This window comes from Neobacillus kokaensis, assembly GCF_014656545.1.
In the GTDB taxonomy this organism is placed as follows: domain Bacteria; phylum Bacillota; class Bacilli; order Bacillales; family Cytobacillaceae; genus Neobacillus; species Neobacillus kokaensis.
The window spans coordinates 22,144-40,797 of sequence record NZ_BNDS01000038.1 but is presented as its reverse complement, the minus strand read 5'-3'; the positions used below and the strand labels follow the sequence as shown (position 1 = coordinate 40,797).

At 38.2% G+C, this 18,654-nt stretch carries 17 protein-coding genes and 1 pseudogene; 12 read left to right on the top strand and 6 right to left on the bottom strand.

The window, feature by feature from the left end:
- Window positions 1-214: 214 nt before the first annotated feature.
- Window positions 215-400 carry a YlaF family protein gene (locus IE222_RS24200; protein ID WP_191276956.1) on the bottom strand — a complete coding sequence of 62 codons (186 nt, stop codon included), beginning with the start codon at window positions 398-400 and terminating at the stop codon, window positions 215-217.
- Window positions 401-540: 140 nt separating this feature from the next.
- Between IE222_RS24200 and typA the strand changes: the two genes are divergently transcribed.
- The 3 genes from typA to IE222_RS24185 are packed head-to-tail and all read left to right on the top strand — an operon-like array spanning window position 541 to window position 3,015.
- Entirely contained in the window at window positions 541-2,379 is a 1,839-nt protein-coding gene (typA, locus tag IE222_RS24195; RefSeq protein ID WP_191276955.1) for a translational GTPase TypA, read from the top strand.
- Between the two features lie 15 nt (window positions 2,380-2,394).
- Window positions 2,395-2,709, top strand: coding sequence for a YlaH-like family protein (locus IE222_RS24190; RefSeq protein ID WP_191276954.1), 315 nt, complete (start codon window positions 2,395-2,397; stop codon window positions 2,707-2,709).
- A 15-nt stretch (window positions 2,710-2,724) separates the two neighbouring features.
- Complete coding sequence (locus IE222_RS24185) at window positions 2,725-3,015, top strand: hypothetical protein (protein WP_191276953.1); 291 nt, start codon at window positions 2,725-2,727, stop codon at window positions 3,013-3,015.
- A 50-nt stretch (window positions 3,016-3,065) separates the two neighbouring features.
- Here the strand turns inward: IE222_RS24185 and IE222_RS24180 are convergent, their stop codons facing one another.
- Window positions 3,066-3,266: a YlaI family protein gene (locus IE222_RS24180; RefSeq protein WP_191276952.1), complete on the bottom strand. Its 201-nt coding sequence runs from the start codon at window positions 3,264-3,266 to the stop codon at window positions 3,066-3,068.
- 166 nt (window positions 3,267-3,432) lie between these two features.
- Here IE222_RS24180 and IE222_RS24175 point away from each other — a divergent pair, with 166 nt between their 5' ends.
- Entirely contained in the window at window positions 3,433-3,888 is a 456-nt protein-coding gene (locus tag IE222_RS24175) for a pyridoxamine 5'-phosphate oxidase family protein (RefSeq protein ID WP_191276951.1), read from the top strand.
- Window positions 3,889-4,130: 242 nt separating this feature from the next.
- Here the strand turns inward: IE222_RS24175 and IE222_RS26535 are convergent.
- A pseudogene (locus IE222_RS26535) lies at window positions 4,131-4,436 on the bottom strand (transposase); the annotation flags it as partial.
- A 15-nt stretch (window positions 4,437-4,451) separates the two neighbouring features.
- Entirely contained in the window at window positions 4,452-5,036 is a 585-nt protein-coding gene (locus tag IE222_RS24165; protein WP_191276949.1) for a YhcN/YlaJ family sporulation lipoprotein, read from the bottom strand.
- Between the two features lie 190 nt (window positions 5,037-5,226).
- On the opposite strand from IE222_RS24165, the gene IE222_RS24160 reads away from it, so the two are divergent.
- On the top strand, window positions 5,227-6,555 hold the full coding sequence (locus IE222_RS24160) for a PhoH family protein (RefSeq protein ID WP_191276948.1): 1,329 nt from the start codon (window positions 5,227-5,229) through the stop codon (window positions 6,553-6,555).
- 87 nt (window positions 6,556-6,642) lie between these two features.
- On the opposite strand, the gene IE222_RS24155 is transcribed toward IE222_RS24160, so the two are convergent.
- Window positions 6,643-7,140 carry a peptidyl-prolyl cis-trans isomerase gene (locus tag IE222_RS24155; protein ID WP_191276947.1) on the bottom strand — a complete coding sequence of 166 codons (498 nt, stop codon included), beginning with the start codon at window positions 7,138-7,140 and terminating at the stop codon, window positions 6,643-6,645.
- 173 nt (window positions 7,141-7,313) lie between these two features.
- Here IE222_RS24155 and IE222_RS24150 point away from each other — a divergent pair, with 173 nt between their 5' ends.
- The 3 genes from IE222_RS24150 to pyc all read left to right on the top strand — a co-directional run bounded on the left by IE222_RS24150 (window position 7,314) and on the right by pyc (window position 12,487).
- Window positions 7,314-7,595: an Fpa/YlaN family protein gene (locus IE222_RS24150; protein ID WP_191276946.1), complete on the top strand. Its 282-nt coding sequence runs from the start codon at window positions 7,314-7,316 to the stop codon at window positions 7,593-7,595.
- 178 nt (window positions 7,596-7,773) lie between these two features.
- On the top strand, window positions 7,774-8,982 hold the full coding sequence (locus IE222_RS24145) for an FtsW/RodA/SpoVE family cell cycle protein (protein WP_191276945.1): 1,209 nt from the start codon (window positions 7,774-7,776) through the stop codon (window positions 8,980-8,982).
- Between the two features lie 64 nt (window positions 8,983-9,046).
- Window positions 9,047-12,487, top strand: a complete 3,441-nt coding sequence (gene pyc / locus IE222_RS24140) for a pyruvate carboxylase (protein ID WP_191276944.1) — start codon at window positions 9,047-9,049, stop codon at window positions 12,485-12,487.
- 34 nt (window positions 12,488-12,521) lie between these two features.
- Here pyc and IE222_RS24135 read toward each other — a convergent pair whose 3' ends face one another.
- Window positions 12,522-13,427 carry a COX15/CtaA family protein gene (locus IE222_RS24135; RefSeq protein ID WP_191276943.1) on the bottom strand — a complete coding sequence of 302 codons (906 nt, stop codon included), beginning with the start codon at window positions 13,425-13,427 and terminating at the stop codon, window positions 12,522-12,524.
- A gap of 595 nt (window positions 13,428-14,022) precedes the next feature.
- On the opposite strand from IE222_RS24135, the gene cyoE reads away from it, so the two are divergent.
- The 4 genes from cyoE to IE222_RS24115 all read left to right on the top strand — a co-directional run bounded on the left by cyoE (window position 14,023) and on the right by IE222_RS24115 (window position 18,653).
- On the top strand, window positions 14,023-14,949 hold the full coding sequence (cyoE, locus tag IE222_RS24130; RefSeq protein WP_191276942.1) for a heme o synthase: 927 nt from the start codon (window positions 14,023-14,025) through the stop codon (window positions 14,947-14,949).
- A gap of 120 nt (window positions 14,950-15,069) precedes the next feature.
- Window positions 15,070-16,128: a cytochrome c oxidase subunit II gene (gene coxB, locus IE222_RS24125; RefSeq protein WP_191276941.1), complete on the top strand. Its 1,059-nt coding sequence runs from the start codon at window positions 15,070-15,072 to the stop codon at window positions 16,126-16,128.
- 30 nt (window positions 16,129-16,158) lie between these two features.
- Complete coding sequence (ctaD, locus tag IE222_RS24120) at window positions 16,159-18,024, top strand: cytochrome c oxidase subunit I (RefSeq protein WP_240009801.1); 1,866 nt, start codon at window positions 16,159-16,161, stop codon at window positions 18,022-18,024.
- Window positions 18,024-18,653: a cytochrome (ubi)quinol oxidase subunit III gene (locus IE222_RS24115; RefSeq protein ID WP_191276940.1), complete on the top strand. Its 630-nt coding sequence runs from the start codon at window positions 18,024-18,026 to the stop codon at window positions 18,651-18,653. Before ctaD ends, IE222_RS24115 begins: the two co-directional genes overlap by 1 nt.
- Window position 18,654 lies beyond the last annotated feature (1 nt).

The following is an 18,654-nucleotide window of genomic DNA, read 5'->3' as shown; positions in this document are numbered from 1 at the left end:
TTCCTGTTGATTGGAGCGGAGAGCACTTGACTCCTGCGGGATCGAGAGGCTCCCGGACCTCCCCGCGGAAAGCAAGTGCCTGGAGCGGAAATCAACAGGCCTGTTAGCATGGACAATCTTTTAATAAATAATGGTATTATGTTCAGATAAAATAAAAAAATTGCCGAGAAAAATACCCTTTCTCGACAATCTGAGAAGCCCAATAGGCTTCTTTTTATAATTCTCCTCGTTCTCGCAATTTCTTTTTTGTTTTAAATCCCATCCCCATAATAGCAATCAGCACAATGATACAGCCGGCTATTCCGATTAAGCTTTTTTCCGCAATGGCCACACCAATCCCCATAATGCTTACAGCAGCCAATATTGCATAAAGTAGTAACGACCATTTTATTTGCATCATTTTTTTCTCCTTATACCTCAATTTATTATTATTTTACCGAAAAAGTTTTTAGTTTTCCACTCTTATTATGGTATAATGTTTTAGTTGCGCATGAAACTATATACAACTGAAGAGTTTTTTATAAATAGGAGTGGGACACTTTGAAAAAAAGAGAAGATATTAGAAATATTGCCATTATTGCACACGTTGACCATGGTAAAACAACATTGGTTGACCAATTGTTAAAACAATCAGGAATTTTTCGTTCAAATGAACATGTTGAAGAACGCGCAATGGATTCAAATGATATAGAAAGAGAACGTGGAATTACAATCTTAGCTAAAAATACCGCAATTCAATATAAAGATACACGAATTAATATCTTAGATACTCCTGGACATGCTGACTTTGGCGGAGAGGTAGAGCGGATTATGCGAATGGTCGATGGCGTTCTGCTGGTGGTGGATGCCTATGAAGGCTGCATGCCGCAAACTCGTTTTGTTCTGAAGAAAGCTTTAGAACAAAATATAGCACCAATTGTAGTTGTAAATAAAATTGACCGAGATTTTGCCCGTCCTGCTGAGGTTGTCGATGAGGTTATTGATTTATTTATCGAACTGGGTGCGAATGAAGAACAAATAGAATTTCCGGTTATCTATGCTTCAGGAATAAATGGAACGGCTAGTCTTGATCCAGAAAAACAGGATGATAACATGCAGTCGCTATATGAGGCAATTATTGAACATATCCCTGCACCTGTTGATAACAGTGAAGAACCGCTCCAATTTCAAGTAGCGCTATTGGATTATAATGAATATGTCGGCCGAATTGGGATCGGCAGAGTGTTCCGCGGGACGATGAAAGTGGGACAGCAGGTTGCCTTAATGAAATTGGATGGTTCAGTCAAACCATTTCGGGTTACGAAAATTCTCGGTTTCTTTGGTTTAAAACGCTTAGAAATTGAGGAGGCAAAAGCCGGGGATTTAGTAGCTGTCTCTGGAATGGAAGATATTAACGTTGGTGAGACAGTCTGTCCAGTTGAACATCAGGAAGCCCTGCCGGTATTAAGAATTGATGAACCGACGCTTCAAATGACTTTTGCAGTTAATAACAGCCCATTTGCCGGACGAGAAGGAAAGTATTTAACAGCAAGGAAAGTAGAAGAGAGACTGCTTGCACAATTACACACAGATGTCAGCCTGCGGGTTGAAAATACGGAATCGCCAGATGCTTGGATTGTTTCCGGGCGCGGAGAATTGCATCTATCCATTTTAATTGAAAATATGCGCCGCGAAGGGTATGAACTGCAGGTATCAAAACCTGAAGTTATCGTTAAGGAAATTGACGGGGTGCGCTGTGAACCAGTTGAAAGAGTTCAAATAGATGTTCCTGAAGACCATACTGGTTCTGTAATGGAATCCATTGGTGCTCGTAAAGGTGAACTATTGGATATGATAAATAACGGTAATGGCCAGGTTCGGTTAATCTTTAATGTTCCTGCAAGGGGATTAATTGGTTATACAACTGAGTTTTTAACACTTACACGCGGATACGGAATTATTAATCATACTTTTGACAGTTATCAGCCAATGCTATCTGGCCAAGTTGGCGGAAGACGGAATGGGGTTCTTGTTTCAATGGAATCTGGAAAAGCCTCTACTTATGGTATAATGCAGGTAGAAGACCGTGGAACAATTTTTGTTGAACCTGGAACAGAAATCTATGAAGGTATGATTGTAGGTGAAAATACTCGGGAAAATGATTTAGCTGTTAACATTACAAAAGTGAAACAAGCGACTAACGTTCGTTCTGCAACAAAAGACCAAACATCTGTGATTAAAAAGCCTCGGATCTTAACGCTTGAAGAATCTTTAGAGTATTTAAATGAAGATGAATATTGTGAGGTCACACCAAAATCCATCCGTTTAAGGAAGAAAATTTTGGATAAAAACGAACGTGAAAAGATGGCAAAAAAGAAAAAATATGCTGAAATGAGCTAGTGGAGGTTATAAAACATGGATGTCGGTGACAGGCTTTCCTTCTTTGCTGCATTATATAAAGTGAATGAACAGCCAAAGGTTGGCATGTGGCTTCTTTACCTTACCATTGTGATTCTATCTATTATCGTTTTTAAACTGGGATTTGCAAAGAAACTGCCGCTAGGAAAAAACATAATCATTTATACGTTTTTAATCCTGGGGTGTACAATCTTTACTTTTTTTGGGGTCTTTCTTCCGGTGGCTGAAGGTTTAGTTGTAGCGGCTTTGATTTTAATCATTTACAAAGTACGTTTAAACCAATCAAAAAAACAGAAAGCCGAGGCAAAATAACGGGGGTTAGAGGAAATGGGTTCGGTACAGGATGTTTTATATAATTGGCTGACAATTAAGGTTGTTTGTGATGCACGTCCGGAAGATACGGCTGCTGTGGAAACGAAAAATCATTTTGAAGAAATGCTTTCCGAGTACAAAATTAGTAATATCGATATTACTGTTGATGATGTTTTGTATTATGTTACCTATTACCATGAAAATGAAAGCAAAAAAACACGTTTTCCACGTGAGTTAATTGAGATTATGCTTAATCAAATTAATCTGGAGCCGGATAAATATGTAAACTACCCGGAAGAAGAATAATAAAAAAGCCTCATGTTCTTTCAATAAAGAAAGACATGAGGCTTTTTTATTCACCATTCATCCTTATCTGGCCTTGAGCGATATAGCCTGAAATTTCCGGTTTCTATACGGGCATTTGTTTTATCACGAATGCGATCATGACAATCTGAACACATATATGTATGAATTGGACGATTTCGAAGCCGCTTGGCAATTATCGATTCATCGTCAAGCGTATCGATTTTATCACAAATTACACACTTTACTCTCATTAGGGCACCTCTTTAAATTATTTACTTAAAAGATTATTTATAATATACCATGGTATTAGCATACTTGGTAATAACATGTGTTTAAGTTGCTGAAAAATCGCCATAGTAGTAATATGAGAATAACTGTATGTTATCAAATGAGGAAAGAATAAAGGAGTTAGGGAAAATGGCAAACCAAGTAGAACCGAGGCTGATTCAGCCTTTATATGATGAATTACAAAAAGAAAGATTTGTGACATTAGCAACCATTGATTATGAAACAGGCGGTCCGAATGTAAGCGCCATTTCATGGGTGTTAGCAAAGGATGATAGCACCATTTATTTTGCTGTTGATAATCGTTCACGAATTCTTGAAAATATTGCGAAGAACAACAAAGTGGTCATTAATTTGATCGCAAATGAATCTACATACTCAATTGCAGGGGATGCTGTAATGAAAGAGGAGAGACTCCAGGACGTTCCGTTAAAGCTTGCTTTAATTGAAGTATCAATTAAAGAAGTACGAGATGTTATGTTTTATGGATCTAAAATTGTTTCTGAAGTACAATATGATAAAACATACGATAAAAGAGCAGCAGAACGGCTGGATAAACAAGTCATGGATGCAATGAAAAAAGCTTAGTGCAAACTAAGCTCAGATTGTCGAGAAAGGGTATTTTTCTCGGCAATTTTTTTTGAACATAATATCGATATTTATTAAAAGATTGTCCCTGCTAACAGGCCTGTTGATTTCCGCTCCGGGCTCTTGCTTTCCGCGGGGAGGTCCGGGAGCCTCCTCAGCGCTTGGGCGCCTGCGGGGTCTCCCGTGACCTCTCGATCCCGCAAGGAGTCAAGTGTCCTCCGCTCCAACCAACAGGAAGGCAATCAACCTAAAGTAATGCTACACACTTTTTCTAAACTTGCCAAGTGTGTTGCAATCTTTTTTATATTTTGGCAAGCTACGGTAAGCAGAGCCTGTTCACTTGCATTCATCAATCCCCGTAACCGGCAATAGCGAAGCCCATGCAGCTCTTCCCGAGTTTGCGAAACTTCGCTCATTTTTTTTCTGAATTTATAAAGCATTTTACCCGATTTTGATAAACGATTTTACCTTACCTTTTCATTGTGCTCCTCCCATACATGTCGTGTAACGAACTTCACCTTATTTTTTGAGCGTGTACATTGGGATACTTTTTTCGTTAACTATTATTTATGATAATTAGATTGTTTTTCTTGTTCCTTTTTTAATTTGTCCTCTTCATTTGTATCGAGATTGTTGTCCGGCTTATCAGTTGCTCTTTTTGGATTGGGTGTGATTAAGTCACCTGGTATTTCTGGCATTAAACGTCCGGCAACGTCTGCAAGCTCCTCCATGATCCCCTGAATCGGTCTATTGTTTTTAATATCGGACTGTATTTCTCTTAATCTTTGGGTTGTATCCGGGTCAGCTACTACTACTGCATTAGCGCCATAAGGGTCTTTCTTTAAGCTTTCCGCAACAGAATATTTAATGGTTCCAACCTGTGAACGGTCGAGTTTGGCATTTACATCAATTCCCACAATCGCATATCTTCCTAATACTACCGCTGTTGCATCATTTACGTTAGGGATACTTGTTGCAAGGTCCACTAATCGTTTTGAAATTTCTTGGCCAGACTTCCTGTCCACGTTTTCGATGTAGCTGTTTTTGACGTTAACTAATGATTGTTTTTTAGTTTCGGCATTTTGATTATCGTTATTGCATCCGGCTAAGAAAAAACATATAACCATCGCAGCTAAAATTTTTTTCATTTAATATCAGCCTCCATTTGCCTTCTTGTCTCTTCTCGAAGTAAACAACTATTATTCACTCACATTTATTGTGCGGATTTCCTTCTATCTTTATTCCAATAAACATATATTTTACCAATGTCCCATCCATTTAAGGGGTTGGCAAAATCTATTAATTGGTCTTACACCATGTGAACCAGGAGGCGTTGCTTTGAGTAAAATATACGTCTTAGATACAAATGTATTATTACAAGACCCGAATTCCATATTTTCCTTTGAAGATAATGAAGTTGTGATTCCAGCTGTAGTCCTTGAGGAAGTGGACTCAAAGAAAAGGTATATGGATGAAATAGGGAGGAATGCAAGGCATGTATCAAGGTTAATAGACGGTCTTAGAGCTACAGGTAAGCTTCATGAAAAAATCCCTCTGGAGAACGGTGGAACGATAAGAATCGAGCTTAATCACCGCTCATTTCATGAGCTCCAAGATATTTTTGTTGAAAAAACGAATGATAATCGAATTCTTGCTGTTGCAAAGAATTTATTCTTAGAAGAACAAACAAAAGAGGGCGGTAAGCCTGTTATCCTTGTAAGTAAGGATGCGCTTGTGCGAGTAAAGGCAGATGCGCTGGGAATGACTGCAGAGGATTTTTTAAACGATCGTGTAGTAGAAATTGACCACATTTATACTGGTTTTTCTGAAGTGTACGTTCCAATTGAAAAAGTCAAACAATTTTATGATAAAGGGGAACTACTGTTAACAGAAATTGTTAAATATTCCTACTATCCACATCAATTCCTTATTATCAAAGATGCACTTGGCAGTTCGGCTTCGGCAATTGGTATGGTAGACCATACCGGTAAAAAGGTAAAGAAACTTGCATTAAATCAAGAACATGTATGGGGCATTCATCCAAGAAATGTGCAGCAAACTATGGCAATCGAATTATTATTACGCAAGGACATACCGCTCGTTACCTTAATCGGGAAGGCTGGTACAGGAAAAACATTGCTTGCTCTTGCAGCAGGATTAATGCAAACTGAAGATTTTCGGGAGTTTAAAAAATTATTAGTTGCAAGGCCGATTGTCCCGGTGGGAAAAGATTTAGGCTTTTTACCAGGAGAAAAGCAAGAAAAATTAAGACCGTGGATGCAGCCAATTTACGATAATTTGGAATATCTATTTAATACAAAAAAGCCAGGGGAATTAGATGCAATTTTAGCAGGGATGGGTTCTATTGAAGTGGAGGCATTGACGTATATTCGCGGCAGAAGCCTTCCAAAACAATTTATTATCATTGATGAGGCCCAAAATCTTACAAAACATGAAGTGAAAACGATTTTAACCCGTGTCGGTGAGGGCAGTAAGATTGTCCTGATGGGCGACCCCGAACAAATTGATCATCCGTATCTTGATGCCTACAATAATGGATTAACCTATGTTGTTGAAAGATTTAAGAACCAAACTGTTTCAGGTCATGTAAAGCTTTTAAAAGGGGAGAGGTCAGGTTTGGCTAGGTTGGCAGCTGACTTGTTGTAAGAAATTAGTATGATCAAGAAAACGGGTGCCAAAGGCACCCGTTGCTTCATTCAAGATATACAGTAACGCCGAGACTTTCCATAATATCTATTTTACGATAAATTCGGTTACATTTTTTATTGGGTGCTTCACGTTAGAACCGTCCCCGAAATAAACATGGACTGGTCCATCGGCTGTAAGTGGTTTGCCGTTATCGGAAAACTTCAATATAAGCCCATCTGCTTCTTTTAAAGGCAGTTCTAATTCCCCGTCCTTCGTTTTAATGATAAGAAAGGCAGCATCTGCTTCAGGTTCGGAGTTTTGTAGGAAGGGCTTAAAAAGCATACCAAACGTTCCGGTTAAAACTTTTTCTTTTTCAAATTTTTTCTCTGTTTTTAATGTTGGTGGAAAGACAGCACCTTCCATAATTTCGCGGTCCCAATGTTTAGAAACCGCTTTTGTATATTCTTCTATAGTATTATCAGTTTCTTCTTCTCTTGTGAAATAAGTCGTTAAATCAAGCCGGCGATCATCAAAAATCCACGTACTCGGATCCAGTGTAATTGAGTATCTTACCTTCCCAGAAATAATAATAATATTTTCCATCCATGTATACCCCCTAATGATTAACCAATATAAGTATAGCGTTTCTCGAAACAAATTCATAATTCTAAACAGTTTTCTTGTAACAGACTTCATAGTCCTTGCAATTTTCGCTTGTAAACGGTAAAATTTATAGATAAGTTGAATAAAATCGCTCTGAAATGGGGGGATCAATGTTGGCGTCTGAAATGATCGTGAATCACCATGAGAAAGCATATGCCTTATTACAGGCTGACGCTGCTAAAATTTTAAAGCTTATTAAAGTGCAAATGGACAATCTCACGATGCCTCAATGCCCTCTTTATGAAGAGGTATTGGATACACAAATGTTTGGTCTGTCTAGAGAAATAGACTTTGCTGTTCGATTGGGATTAATTGAAAGTAAGGATGGTAAAGCGATTATTGATACATTAGAAAAAGAATTATCTGCGCTTCACGATGCATCCCTGAGAAAGTAATGGGAAAACTCAAACAATTTTTCAAGATTGTTTGAGTTTTTTATTATTATTTTGAATTGACTTTTCTGAATCTTCTATATTAAAATGTTGTAACAAATTGTCCTTTCTTCAAGCCATAGTGTTCATTTTCTATTATAATAGAATGATATCAATCAATTTGAAAATGAGGACGTCGTTAATGGGGAAAAAAATATTAAAATCATATGATTATTCTTTGATCATCGCCATTTTTTTATTGTGTGCATTTGGTTTAGTGATGGTTTACAGCGCCAGCATGGCATGGGCAGTTTCAGAGAGATACCAAGTGAACAGTGATTTTTTCTATCAAAAACAAAAGCTATGGCTGATGGGATTTTTTATAATTTTTATTTTGACAGCCATCATTCCATATAAGATCATGAAGTTCACTAACGTATTAGTCTTAATTGTAGTCGGATCGATTGCAACTCTTTTGGGCTTGTTTGTATTTGGTGTTGTAGCCGGTGGTGCACAAAGCTGGTATGGGATTGGCTCTTTTAGGATTCAGCCGTCGGAATTTGTTAAACTAGGTGTGATTATTTATTTATCAGCGGTTTATGCCAAAAAGCAAGCCTATATCAATCAATTTAACAAAGGTGTTCTACCGCCGCTTGCCTATTTATTTATCGTCTGCTTCTTAATCATACTGCAGCCTGACTATGGAACCGCGAGTATTATTGCCCTAATTGCTGGGACAATTGTGCTTTGCTCGGGAATGAATTTCAAAAACATCACGAAGTTACTTATTATGATGCTTATTGTTCTTATCCCGCTTGTCTTTGCAATGAAGGGGCATATTTTTTCGGAAAAGCGTGCCAGCCGATTCGCGGTATTGGAAAACCCATTTGCTGAGGAATATGTCCAAGGTGCTGGTTTCCAATTAGCCAATTCTTATATTGCTATTGGATCAGGCGGGATAAATGGACTTGGGCTCGGGAAAAGTATTCAAAAACTAGGGTATTTGCCGGAATCACATACAGATTTTATTATGGCTGTCATTGCTGAAGAATTGGGGATTTGGGGCGTAGGGTTTGTGATTCTTTTGCTCTCGTATATTGTCTTAAGAGGAATTTATATCGGGCTTCAATGCCAGGACCCATTCGGAAGTCTCCTGGCAATCGGTATTTCAAGCATGATTGGGATACAATCTTTTATTAATCTTGCGGGAGTTTCAGGACTTATTCCCCTGACCGGCGTTACCCTTCCTTTCGTCAGCTACGGAGGGTCTTCACTGTTAATGCTTGCTGCTGCAGCGGGGATACTTGTCAATGTATCCATGTTTGTGAAATTTGAAAAGAAATACAAGAACAAACAGGGACAAGATAAAAATGGTGTGCAGCATAGAGATGGAAAGGTTTATTATATTTAAGCAAATCGTCAGGACCACTTAAAGGTCCTGCGGTTTTAACTACATATAAAAGAGGTGCTTTTGGGTGACAAGACAAATAAATAAAGTTTTAGTTGCAAACAGAGGAGAAATAGCAATAAGGGTTTTTCGCGCATGTACTGAACTGAATATTCGTACTGTTGCAATATATTCAAAAGAAGATTCCGGTTCTTACCACCGTTATAAGGCGGATGAAGCTTATTTAGTAGGAGAAGGAAAAAAACCGATTGATGCCTATTTAGATATTGACGGCATTATTGCCATTGCTAAAAGAAGCGGTGCCGATGCCATACACCCGGGTTATGGGTTCTTATCTGAAAATATTCATTTCGCTAAGCGGTGTGAAGAGGAAGGTATTATTTTCATTGGGCCGACAAGTGAACATTTAGATATGTTCGGCGATAAAGTGAAGGCACGACATCAGGCAGAACTCGCTGGCATACCAGTCATACCTGGCAGCGGCGGACCTGTACAGAACTTAAGCGAAGTAGAGGAATTTACCAATGCATATGGGTACCCAATAATGATTAAAGCGGCTCTTGGCGGCGGCGGAAGAGGTATGAGAATTGTTAGAAACCGGGAAGAAGTACAAGAGGCATTTACCCGGGCAAAATCGGAAGCAAAAGCAGCATTTGGCAATGATGAAGTCTATGTTGAAAAATTAATTGAAAAGCCCAAGCATATTGAAGTTCAAATCATTGGTGACAAACATGGCAACATTGTACATCTTTATGAACGGGATTGTTCAGTGCAGCGACGTCATCAAAAGGTTGTTGAAATCGCACCTAGTTCTCTTTCAGATGACTTACGGAAACAAATTTGCGATGCAGCTGTGAAATTAATGAAAAATGTCGGCTATATAAATGCAGGAACTGTGGAATTTCTTGTTGCCGGAAACGATTTTTATTTTATTGAAGTAAATCCGCGTGTACAAGTAGAACACACTATTACGGAAATGGTAACTGGGATTGATATCGTCCAAACACAAATTTTTGTAGCGGAGGGACATGAGCTGTATGGTCCAATCATCGGTATCCCTGCCCAAGATAAAATTCCGTTATTTGGGTATGCCATCCAGTCCAGGGTTACAACAGAGGACCCTTTAAATCAATTTATGCCTGATACTGGAAAAATCATGGCCTACCGTTCTGGGGGCGGTTTCGGTGTCCGGCTTGATGCAGGAAACGGTTTCCAGGGAGCCGTGATTACCCCATATTATGATTCATTGCTTGTGAAACTCTCCACATGGGCAGTAACATTTGAGCAGGCTGCAGCAAAAATGGTTCGAAACCTGCAAGAGTTTAGAATAAGGGGCATTAAAACAAATATTCCATTCTTAGAAAATGTCGTAAAGCACGAAAAATTCTTAAATGGTGAATATGATACTTCTTTTATTGATACAACTCCGGAATTATTTATTTTCCCTGTCAGCAAAGACCGGGGAACAAAAATGCTTAATTATATTGGGAATGTGACAATTAATGGTTTCCCGGGGATTGAAAAGAAAAAGCGTCCGGTTTTTGTGAATCCAAGAATTCCAGTACTGCCATATGATTATCCGGCGAAAACAGGAACGAAACAAATTTTGGATACTCAAGGTGCAGATGGACTTGTTGAATGGGTGAAAAATCAAAAACAGGTTTTATTAACGGATACTACATTCCGTGATGCTCACCAATCATTGTTAGCAACGAGGATGAGAACAACTGATATTTCACATATTGCAGAACCGACTTCAAAACTTTTGCCGGATTTATTTTCTTTTGAAATGTGGGGCGGAGCAACCTTCGATGTTGCCTACAGATTTTTAAAAGAAGATCCATGGGAGAGATTATTAACGCTAAGGGAAAAAATTCCTAATGTGTTATTTCAAATGCTCTTCCGCGGTGCAAATGCAGTTGGTTATAAAAACTATCCAGATAATGTTATAAGGGAATTTGTTAAACAATCCGCTAGCGCTGGAATTGATGTTTTTAGAATCTTTGATAGTTTAAATTGGGTAAAAGGAATGGAAACTGCAATTGATGCCGTAAGGCAGAGCGGCAAGATTGCAGAGGCTGCTATTTGTTACACAGGCGATATTTTGGATCCAACAAGAACAAAGTATAACCTGGAATATTATAAAAATCTGGCAAAAGAGCTCGAAAATCAAGGAGCACATATTTTGGCAATTAAAGATATGGCGGGATTATTGAAACCGGAAGCTGCTTACAGACTAATTTCCGAATTAAAAGCCACTGTTGATATTCCGATTCACCTTCATACACATGATACGAGCGGCAATGGTATCTTTACTTATGCACGTGCTATTGACGGCGGGGTTGATATCGTAGATACTGCCTTAAGTACGATGGCTGGATTAACGTCCCAGCCAAGTGCTAATTCATTGTATTATGCGCTTCAAGGCAGTGAAAGAAAGCCCGCAGTTCATATCGACGCTCTTGAAAAGCTTTCGCATTATTGGGAAGATGTTAGAAAATATTATCAAGATTTTGAGAGCGGAATGGTGGCGCCTCATTCTGAAGTATATCAGCATGAAATGCCAGGAGGTCAATATAGCAATCTTCAGCAGCAGGCAAAAGCGGTAGGCTTAGGGGATCAATGGGACGATGTCAAAGAGATGTATTCTCGTGTAAACCAAATGTTTGGTGATATTGTTAAAGTAACACCTTCATCAAAGGTCGTCGGAGATATGGCACTTTTCATGGTTCAAAATAATCTAACTGAGCAAGAAGTGTTAGAAAAAGGCCCTTCTCTAGATTTTCCGGATTCTGTTGTTGAATTATTTGAAGGATACCTTGGTCAGCCGCATGGAGGATTCCCGGAAGAGCTTCAAAAGGTGATTCTAAAGGGTAAAAAGGCGCTCGAGGTTCGACCTGGGGAATTATTGGAACCAGTAGAATTTGAACTGTTAAAAGAAGAGTTATATAAGGAATTAAACAGGCAGGTAACAGACTTTGAAGTTATTTCATATGCACTATATCCAAAAGTCTTTTTAGAATATATTAAAACGGTTGAACAGTTCGGAAATGTATCCGTTCTTGATACCCCTACCTTCCTGTATGGTATGAGATTAGGAGAAGAAATTGAAATAGAAATTGAAACAGGGAAAACTTTGATTGTAAAACTAGTCTCAATTGGACAGCCTCAGGCTGATGGTACAAGAGTTATTTACTTTGAATTAAATGGACAGCCGCGTGAGGTTGTGATTAAAGATGAAAGCATTAAAGCAACCGTAGTCTCCAGATTAAAAGGCGATCCAAAAAATGAAACCCATATTTCCGCTTCAATGCCTGGCACAGTTATTAAAGTAATCGTTGAAAAAGGTGAAAAGGTTGAACGTGGTGATCACCTAATGATTACTGAAGCAATGAAAATGGAAACAACCGTTCAAGCTCCGTTTTCTGGTGTGGTGAAAGATATTTATGTTACCAGCGGCGATGCAATTCAAACGGGAGACTTAATGATTGAACTAGTAAAAGCATAGAAAAAAAAAGCTGCCGATTAACCGGCAGCTTTTTTTAATGATATCGTTTAGACCTTGTATATAAAAGAATAAAATAACTTAAAACACCAAATAAGCAAGTAATAAACAAGGCATGCATAAGGGCGATATAAAGATTCAGCCTGCTGAAGATAATAGAGGCGCCTGCAATAACCTGCAGTGATACTAGCACAAGAGAAATAATCCAACCCCAGTAGAGCACTTTTTCCTCCTTATAATGACGAATTGCGAGAATAGTAACATATACAATCCATAGAAAAAGGATACCTGCGGCTGCCCTGTGTCCCATCTGCACCCATTCATATAAATTTCCTGGGAGAGAGGGACTATCATTTAAGCACAAGGGCCAATCGCGGCAAATAAGACTGGATTTAGTATGGCGTACAAGAGCCCCCGTATAAATGACAATATAACTATAAATACTAATGGCTACAATATGAAAACCCATTCTTTTGTCAATGTAGAGTTTTTCAGCATCAAACTTTTTATCGATTTCAAAAATAAGCAGTGTCAATAAGAATACTGCCGCAAATGAGATAAGCGAAATTCCAAAATGCAAGGCAAGAACAAAATCAGATTGGCCCCAGACAACTGCGGCAGCCCCAATCAAGCCTTGTAAAACCAAGAAGAAAATCGAGAGAAAGGATAAGAATTTTGTTTCTCTAATATGCCCTATTGCTTTCCACGACCATATGGATAGAATTAATACCATAAATCCGCCCACGCCAGAGACTAGACGGTGGGCAAGCTCGATAACTAACTCCGGACTAATATCTGTGGGAAGAAATTGTCCATGACATAATGGCCAAGATTTGCCGCAGCCCATTCCGGAATCAGTTTTTGTTACTAATGCCCCGCCTAATAAAATAAATATCATAACAATTGTAGTGGCAACCGCCAACCACTTCAAAGATCGACGCAAAAACATTCACCTTCTTAATTTTAAGTTCAAAAATTTGTATTTGGTTATTGCTGACAGTATAATGATTGCAAAGCACACATGGGAAAACCCCTATCCATCATAACTAATTCCGCGCGAAAAGAACAGGAATTCAATCAATTATTTTTTTAAATCAGCGGTTAAATAAATAATTTTTATTTCCCCCTATTATTATAGTGAAAATAGTTGAAACTTTGATAAGAGTTTGTTAGAACTATAAGTAGGTATACTTAATTAGAATAATTACTTTTTAAAATTCTACATAATAAGTCCATTAAAATCCTTATAATCCATCAATATTTTAAATTTCCACATAATCTTTTTAAAAATGTGGAAAAAACAGTAGCAATCAGGAGAAAATAAACTCGTTCACAAATTAGACAAAAATTATTCAAAAAAAATTCACAAAAATAACTAAAAGTGTGATTTAATATACAGAGAAAGTGTTGTGACAATCACTGAATTATTTTGCTGCTCAAGTATACATACGTAACTTTCGAAATTAAATCATAAATTTTAGTATTGATTGCTATTTGTTTGAGAATATTGGTATTAAGAAATTTAGGAGGAGAAATGGATGTCTAACTCAAAGGCTGCCACCCAAAATGGTGCAGCAAGTTTGCCACTGGATTCTTATCAAACATCTGCTTGGAAAGATTTTATGGCCCTGATTAAAATTGGGATTGTAAATTCAAACCTGATTACTACTTTTACGGGGCTGTGGCTTGCATTACATTTTACCGGCCAAAGCTTTTTAGATAATCTGGATATTATATTTTATACCGTAGCAGGCTCCTCACTTATCATTGCAGGCTCCTGTGTTATAAATAATTATGTTGATCGAGATATTGATCATCTAATGGAAAGAACTAAAACTAGACCAACAGTAACTGGTAAAGTTCTTCCTGCAAAAGTATTAGGATTAGGTATATTCCTAATTGCACTTGGAACGTTGTTTTTATTTTTAACGACTGTAACTGCAACAGTAATAGGGCTGCTTGGAGTTTTTAGTTATGTTTTCCTTTATACATTGTGGTCAAAACGGCAATTAGTATCTAATACGATTATTGGAAGTATTTCTGGTGCTGTACCTCCTTTGATAGGCTGGGCTGCAGTAGATGCGAATCTTGATATGATGGCGTGGGCCTTGTTCATTTTAATGTTTGCCTGGCAGCCTCCGCATTTTTATGCGCTTGCCATGAGACGTGTAAATGAATACAGAGCAGCAGGCATTCCGATGCTCCCAGTTGTAAAGGGCTTTAAAACTACCAAAATTCATATCGTATTTTGGGTGGCGGTATTACTGCCAATTCCGTTTCTTCTTATTAAATTAGGAATCCCATTTCTAATTCTAGCTATGCTTTTAAATGTGGGCTGGCTTGCTTTAGGGATTTATGGATATAGGATCAAAGATGACATAAAGTGGGCAAAACTAATGTTTGTTTACTCATTGCAATATTTAACTATTATTTTTGTAGCGATGGTTCTTGTTACATTGATTTAGTTTTGCTGACTGCTCTCTCCTGTAGGTTGACCGCTTGGTTATTATATAGGAAGAGACTACATACTTCTTTGATCAAACATTAAAAAGAATTTTTAAGCGAAAGAGGGGTTTGATGAAGCTATGAAAAGGCTTGCGAATTGGCGTCTAGTTTCGTTATTTGCGATGTTGGCGCTTGCACTTTCCGGTTGCAGCGGGAAACCGTTCGTTTCGGCTTTAAGGCCAGCCGGTGAAGTTGCAGATATCCAATATGATTTAATGAAGTTAAGTACTTATATCATGGTTGGAGTAATTATTATAGTAATGGTTATTTTTATCATTGTTTTTTTCCGTTTCCGGAGAAAAGATGACCGAATTCCCAAACAGGTTGAAGGAAGTCATACATTAGAAATTATTTGGACTGTTATTCCGATTCTTTTACTGTTAATTTTAGCTGTTCCAACAGTTTCGGCAACTTTTAAACTTGCTGATGTAAAAGAAATGGATAAGAAGGATTCAGATGCGTTAGTTATTAAAGTACGCTCTCATTTGTACTGGTGGGATTTTGAGTATGAAAAACAAAAAATTGTTACCAGTCAGGACCTTGTTGTACCTACGGATGAGAAAGTTTATTTTGACTTAAAATCATTAGATGTTAAACACTCTTTCTGGATTCCGGCAGTCGGCGGTAAGTTGGATACAAACACTGATAACATCAATAAATTCTGGTTAGTGTTTGACGACAAAAAGGCAAATGAAGCTGGAAATCTGTTCTATGGAAAATGTGCCGAGCTTTGCGGACCATCCCATGCCTTAATGGATTTCAAAGTAAAAGCGATCAGCCGTGATCAATTTGATGCTTGGGTTTCTAATATGAAAGCTGTAAAAGAACCAGAAAAAGCACAAACAGATGTAGCCGCACAGGGACAAGAAATTTTCAATAAGAGCTGTATTGGATGTCATGCTGTGACTCCTGATGTTAAACCAGAAGCAGCCCGTGTTGCACCAAACTTAACCAATTTTGGTGAAAGAGCCCGTGTTGCAGGTATTCTAGAACACAATAAAGAAGAATTGAAAAATTGGATTAAAAATCCTGAAACGTATAAACCAGGTAACGAGATGACAGGTAAATATCCGGATATGACGGATGAACAACTCGATGCATTGGCTGAATATTTAATGGGCTTAAAGGTTCAGGACTAAGGGGATTTGGAAAGAAAGGGAGGTTAAATTGTGAGTACCTATGCTCAAAAAAAGGGATTCGGCGCAACTGTTTGGGACTATTTAACAACAGTAGACCATAAAAAGATCGCCATCCTATATCTCATAGCAGGTGGATTGTTTTTCTTAATAGGTGGACTTGAAGCTGTATTTATCCGTATCCAGCTTGCAGTTCCAAATAATGATTTTGTTAGTGCAGGCGCATTTAACGAAATCATTACAATGCACGGAACCACAATGATTTTCTTAGCTGCTATGCCGCTTTTATTCGCGTTTATGAATGCAGTTATGCCGTTACAAATTGGAGCACGTGATGTTGCATTCCCATTTGTTAATGCGTTAGGCTTTTGGTTATTCTTTTTTGGTGGTATTTTCTTAAACCTTTCATGGTTTTTAGGAGGAGCGCCTGATGCTGGATGGACTTCTTATGCATCACTTGCCATTCACTCAAAAGGTCATGGTGTTGACTTCTATGTATTAGGTTTACAGATTTCCGGTTTTGGTACGTTAATGGGCGGTATTAATTTCCTTGTAACGATTATTAATATGCGTGCACCTGGTATGACTTATATGCGGATGCCGCTGTTTACTTGGTCAACATTTGTTGCATCAGCAATGATTTTATTTGCGTTCCCTCCATTAACAGTTGGCTTAACATTAATGATGTTTGACCGTTTGTTTGGGGCTAACTTCTTTGAAGTGGCAATGGGCGGTAACACGATTATTTGGGAACATCTTTTCTGGGTATTCGGACACCCTGAAGTATACATTTTAATACTTCCTGCGTTCGGTATTTTCTCGGAAATTTTCTCAACTTTCTCTAGAAAACGTCTTTTTGGTTACTCATCCATGGTATTTGCGACTGTTTTAATCGGTTTCTTAGGATTCATGGTATGGGCCCACCATATGTTTACAACTGGTTTAGGCCCTGTAGCGAACGCTATTTTCGCTGTAGCTACAATGGCAATCGGGGTTCCAACCGGTATTAAAATCTTTAACTGGCTGTTCACGATGTGGGGAGGAAGCGTTAAGTTTACCACTCCAATGTATTATGCATTTGGATTTATTCCATCGTTCGTATGTGGTGGTGTAACAGGGGTCATGGTTGCAACTGCGGCCGCAGACTATCAATATCATGATACGTATTTCGTAGTAGCTCACTTCCACTACGTTATCGTCGGTGGTGTTGTTCTAGCACTTCTTGCGGGAACACATTATTGGTGGCCAAAAATGTTTGGTACAATGTTAAACGAAACATTAGGGAAAATTACCTTCTGGTTATTCTTTATTGGTTTCCATTTAACATTCTTTATTCAACACTTCTTAGGTCTATGGGGCATGCCTCGCCGCGTATTTACGTTCCTTCCGGGACAAGGATTTGATGCGGCAAACATGGTAAGTTCTGTTGGGGCAGCTTTCATGTCTGCTGGTGTAATTCTTTTGTTATTAAATATCGTAGTTACTCAAGTGAAAAATGTTAAAGTTGGTAATGATCCATGGGAAGACGGAAGAACACTCGAGTGGGCTATTCCGTCACCACCGCCATTCTATAACTTTAAACAGCTTCCGCTTGTTAGAGGTTTAGATGCTTTATGGTTAGAGAAAATGGAAGGCAAAAAAGGCATGACACCTGCTGAACCGCTAGGGGATATTCATATGCCAAACGCTTCATTCATTCCATTTATGATTTCTTTAGGTTTATTTATTGCAGCATTTGGTGCAATGTATCATGTTAATGATAAACCTTGGGCAATTCCTGTTTTAATCTTAGGTTTGGCCGTGACATTCGGATCCATGTTAGTACGTTCACTAAAAGATGATCATGGTTTTCACATTCATAAAGAAGAATTACAAGATGAGAAGGGGGCTGAGGCATAATGCAAGCTGAAGAAAAGTTAACGTATGAAACATGGCCTGCTTCGCCTGAGAAATCCACCCTTGAAGCAAAAAATAAATTTTTAGGTTTTTGGTTATTCTTAGGGGGAGAGACAGTTCTTTTTGCTTCTCTCTTCGCCACCTATCTTTCATTAAAAGATAAGGTTCCTGATTCTACTCATCATTTGGCAAAGGATATCTTTTCAGTTCCGCTGACACTTGTAGCAACAATGCTTTTGTTAACAAGTTCGTTAACAAGTGTATATGCCATGTACCATATGAAAAACTTTGCGTTTAAAAAAATGATGATTTGGCTTGGTATCACTGTTTTATTAGGTTTTGGTTTCTTAGGTCTTGAAATTTACGAGTTTAATCATTATGTTCATGAGTACGGACATACTTTTACTAGCAGTGCCTTTGCTTCTGCGTTCTACACGTTGGTTGGATTCCACGGTGCACACGTATGCTTTGGATTAGGATGGATTTTAGCTTTAATGATCCGCAACTACAAACGTGGACTAAACCTTTACAATGCACCTAAATTTTATGTAGCCAGTCTTTATTGGCACTTTATCGACGTTGTTTGGGTATTCATCTTTACGGTAGTATATTTAATGGGGATGGTGGGATAAA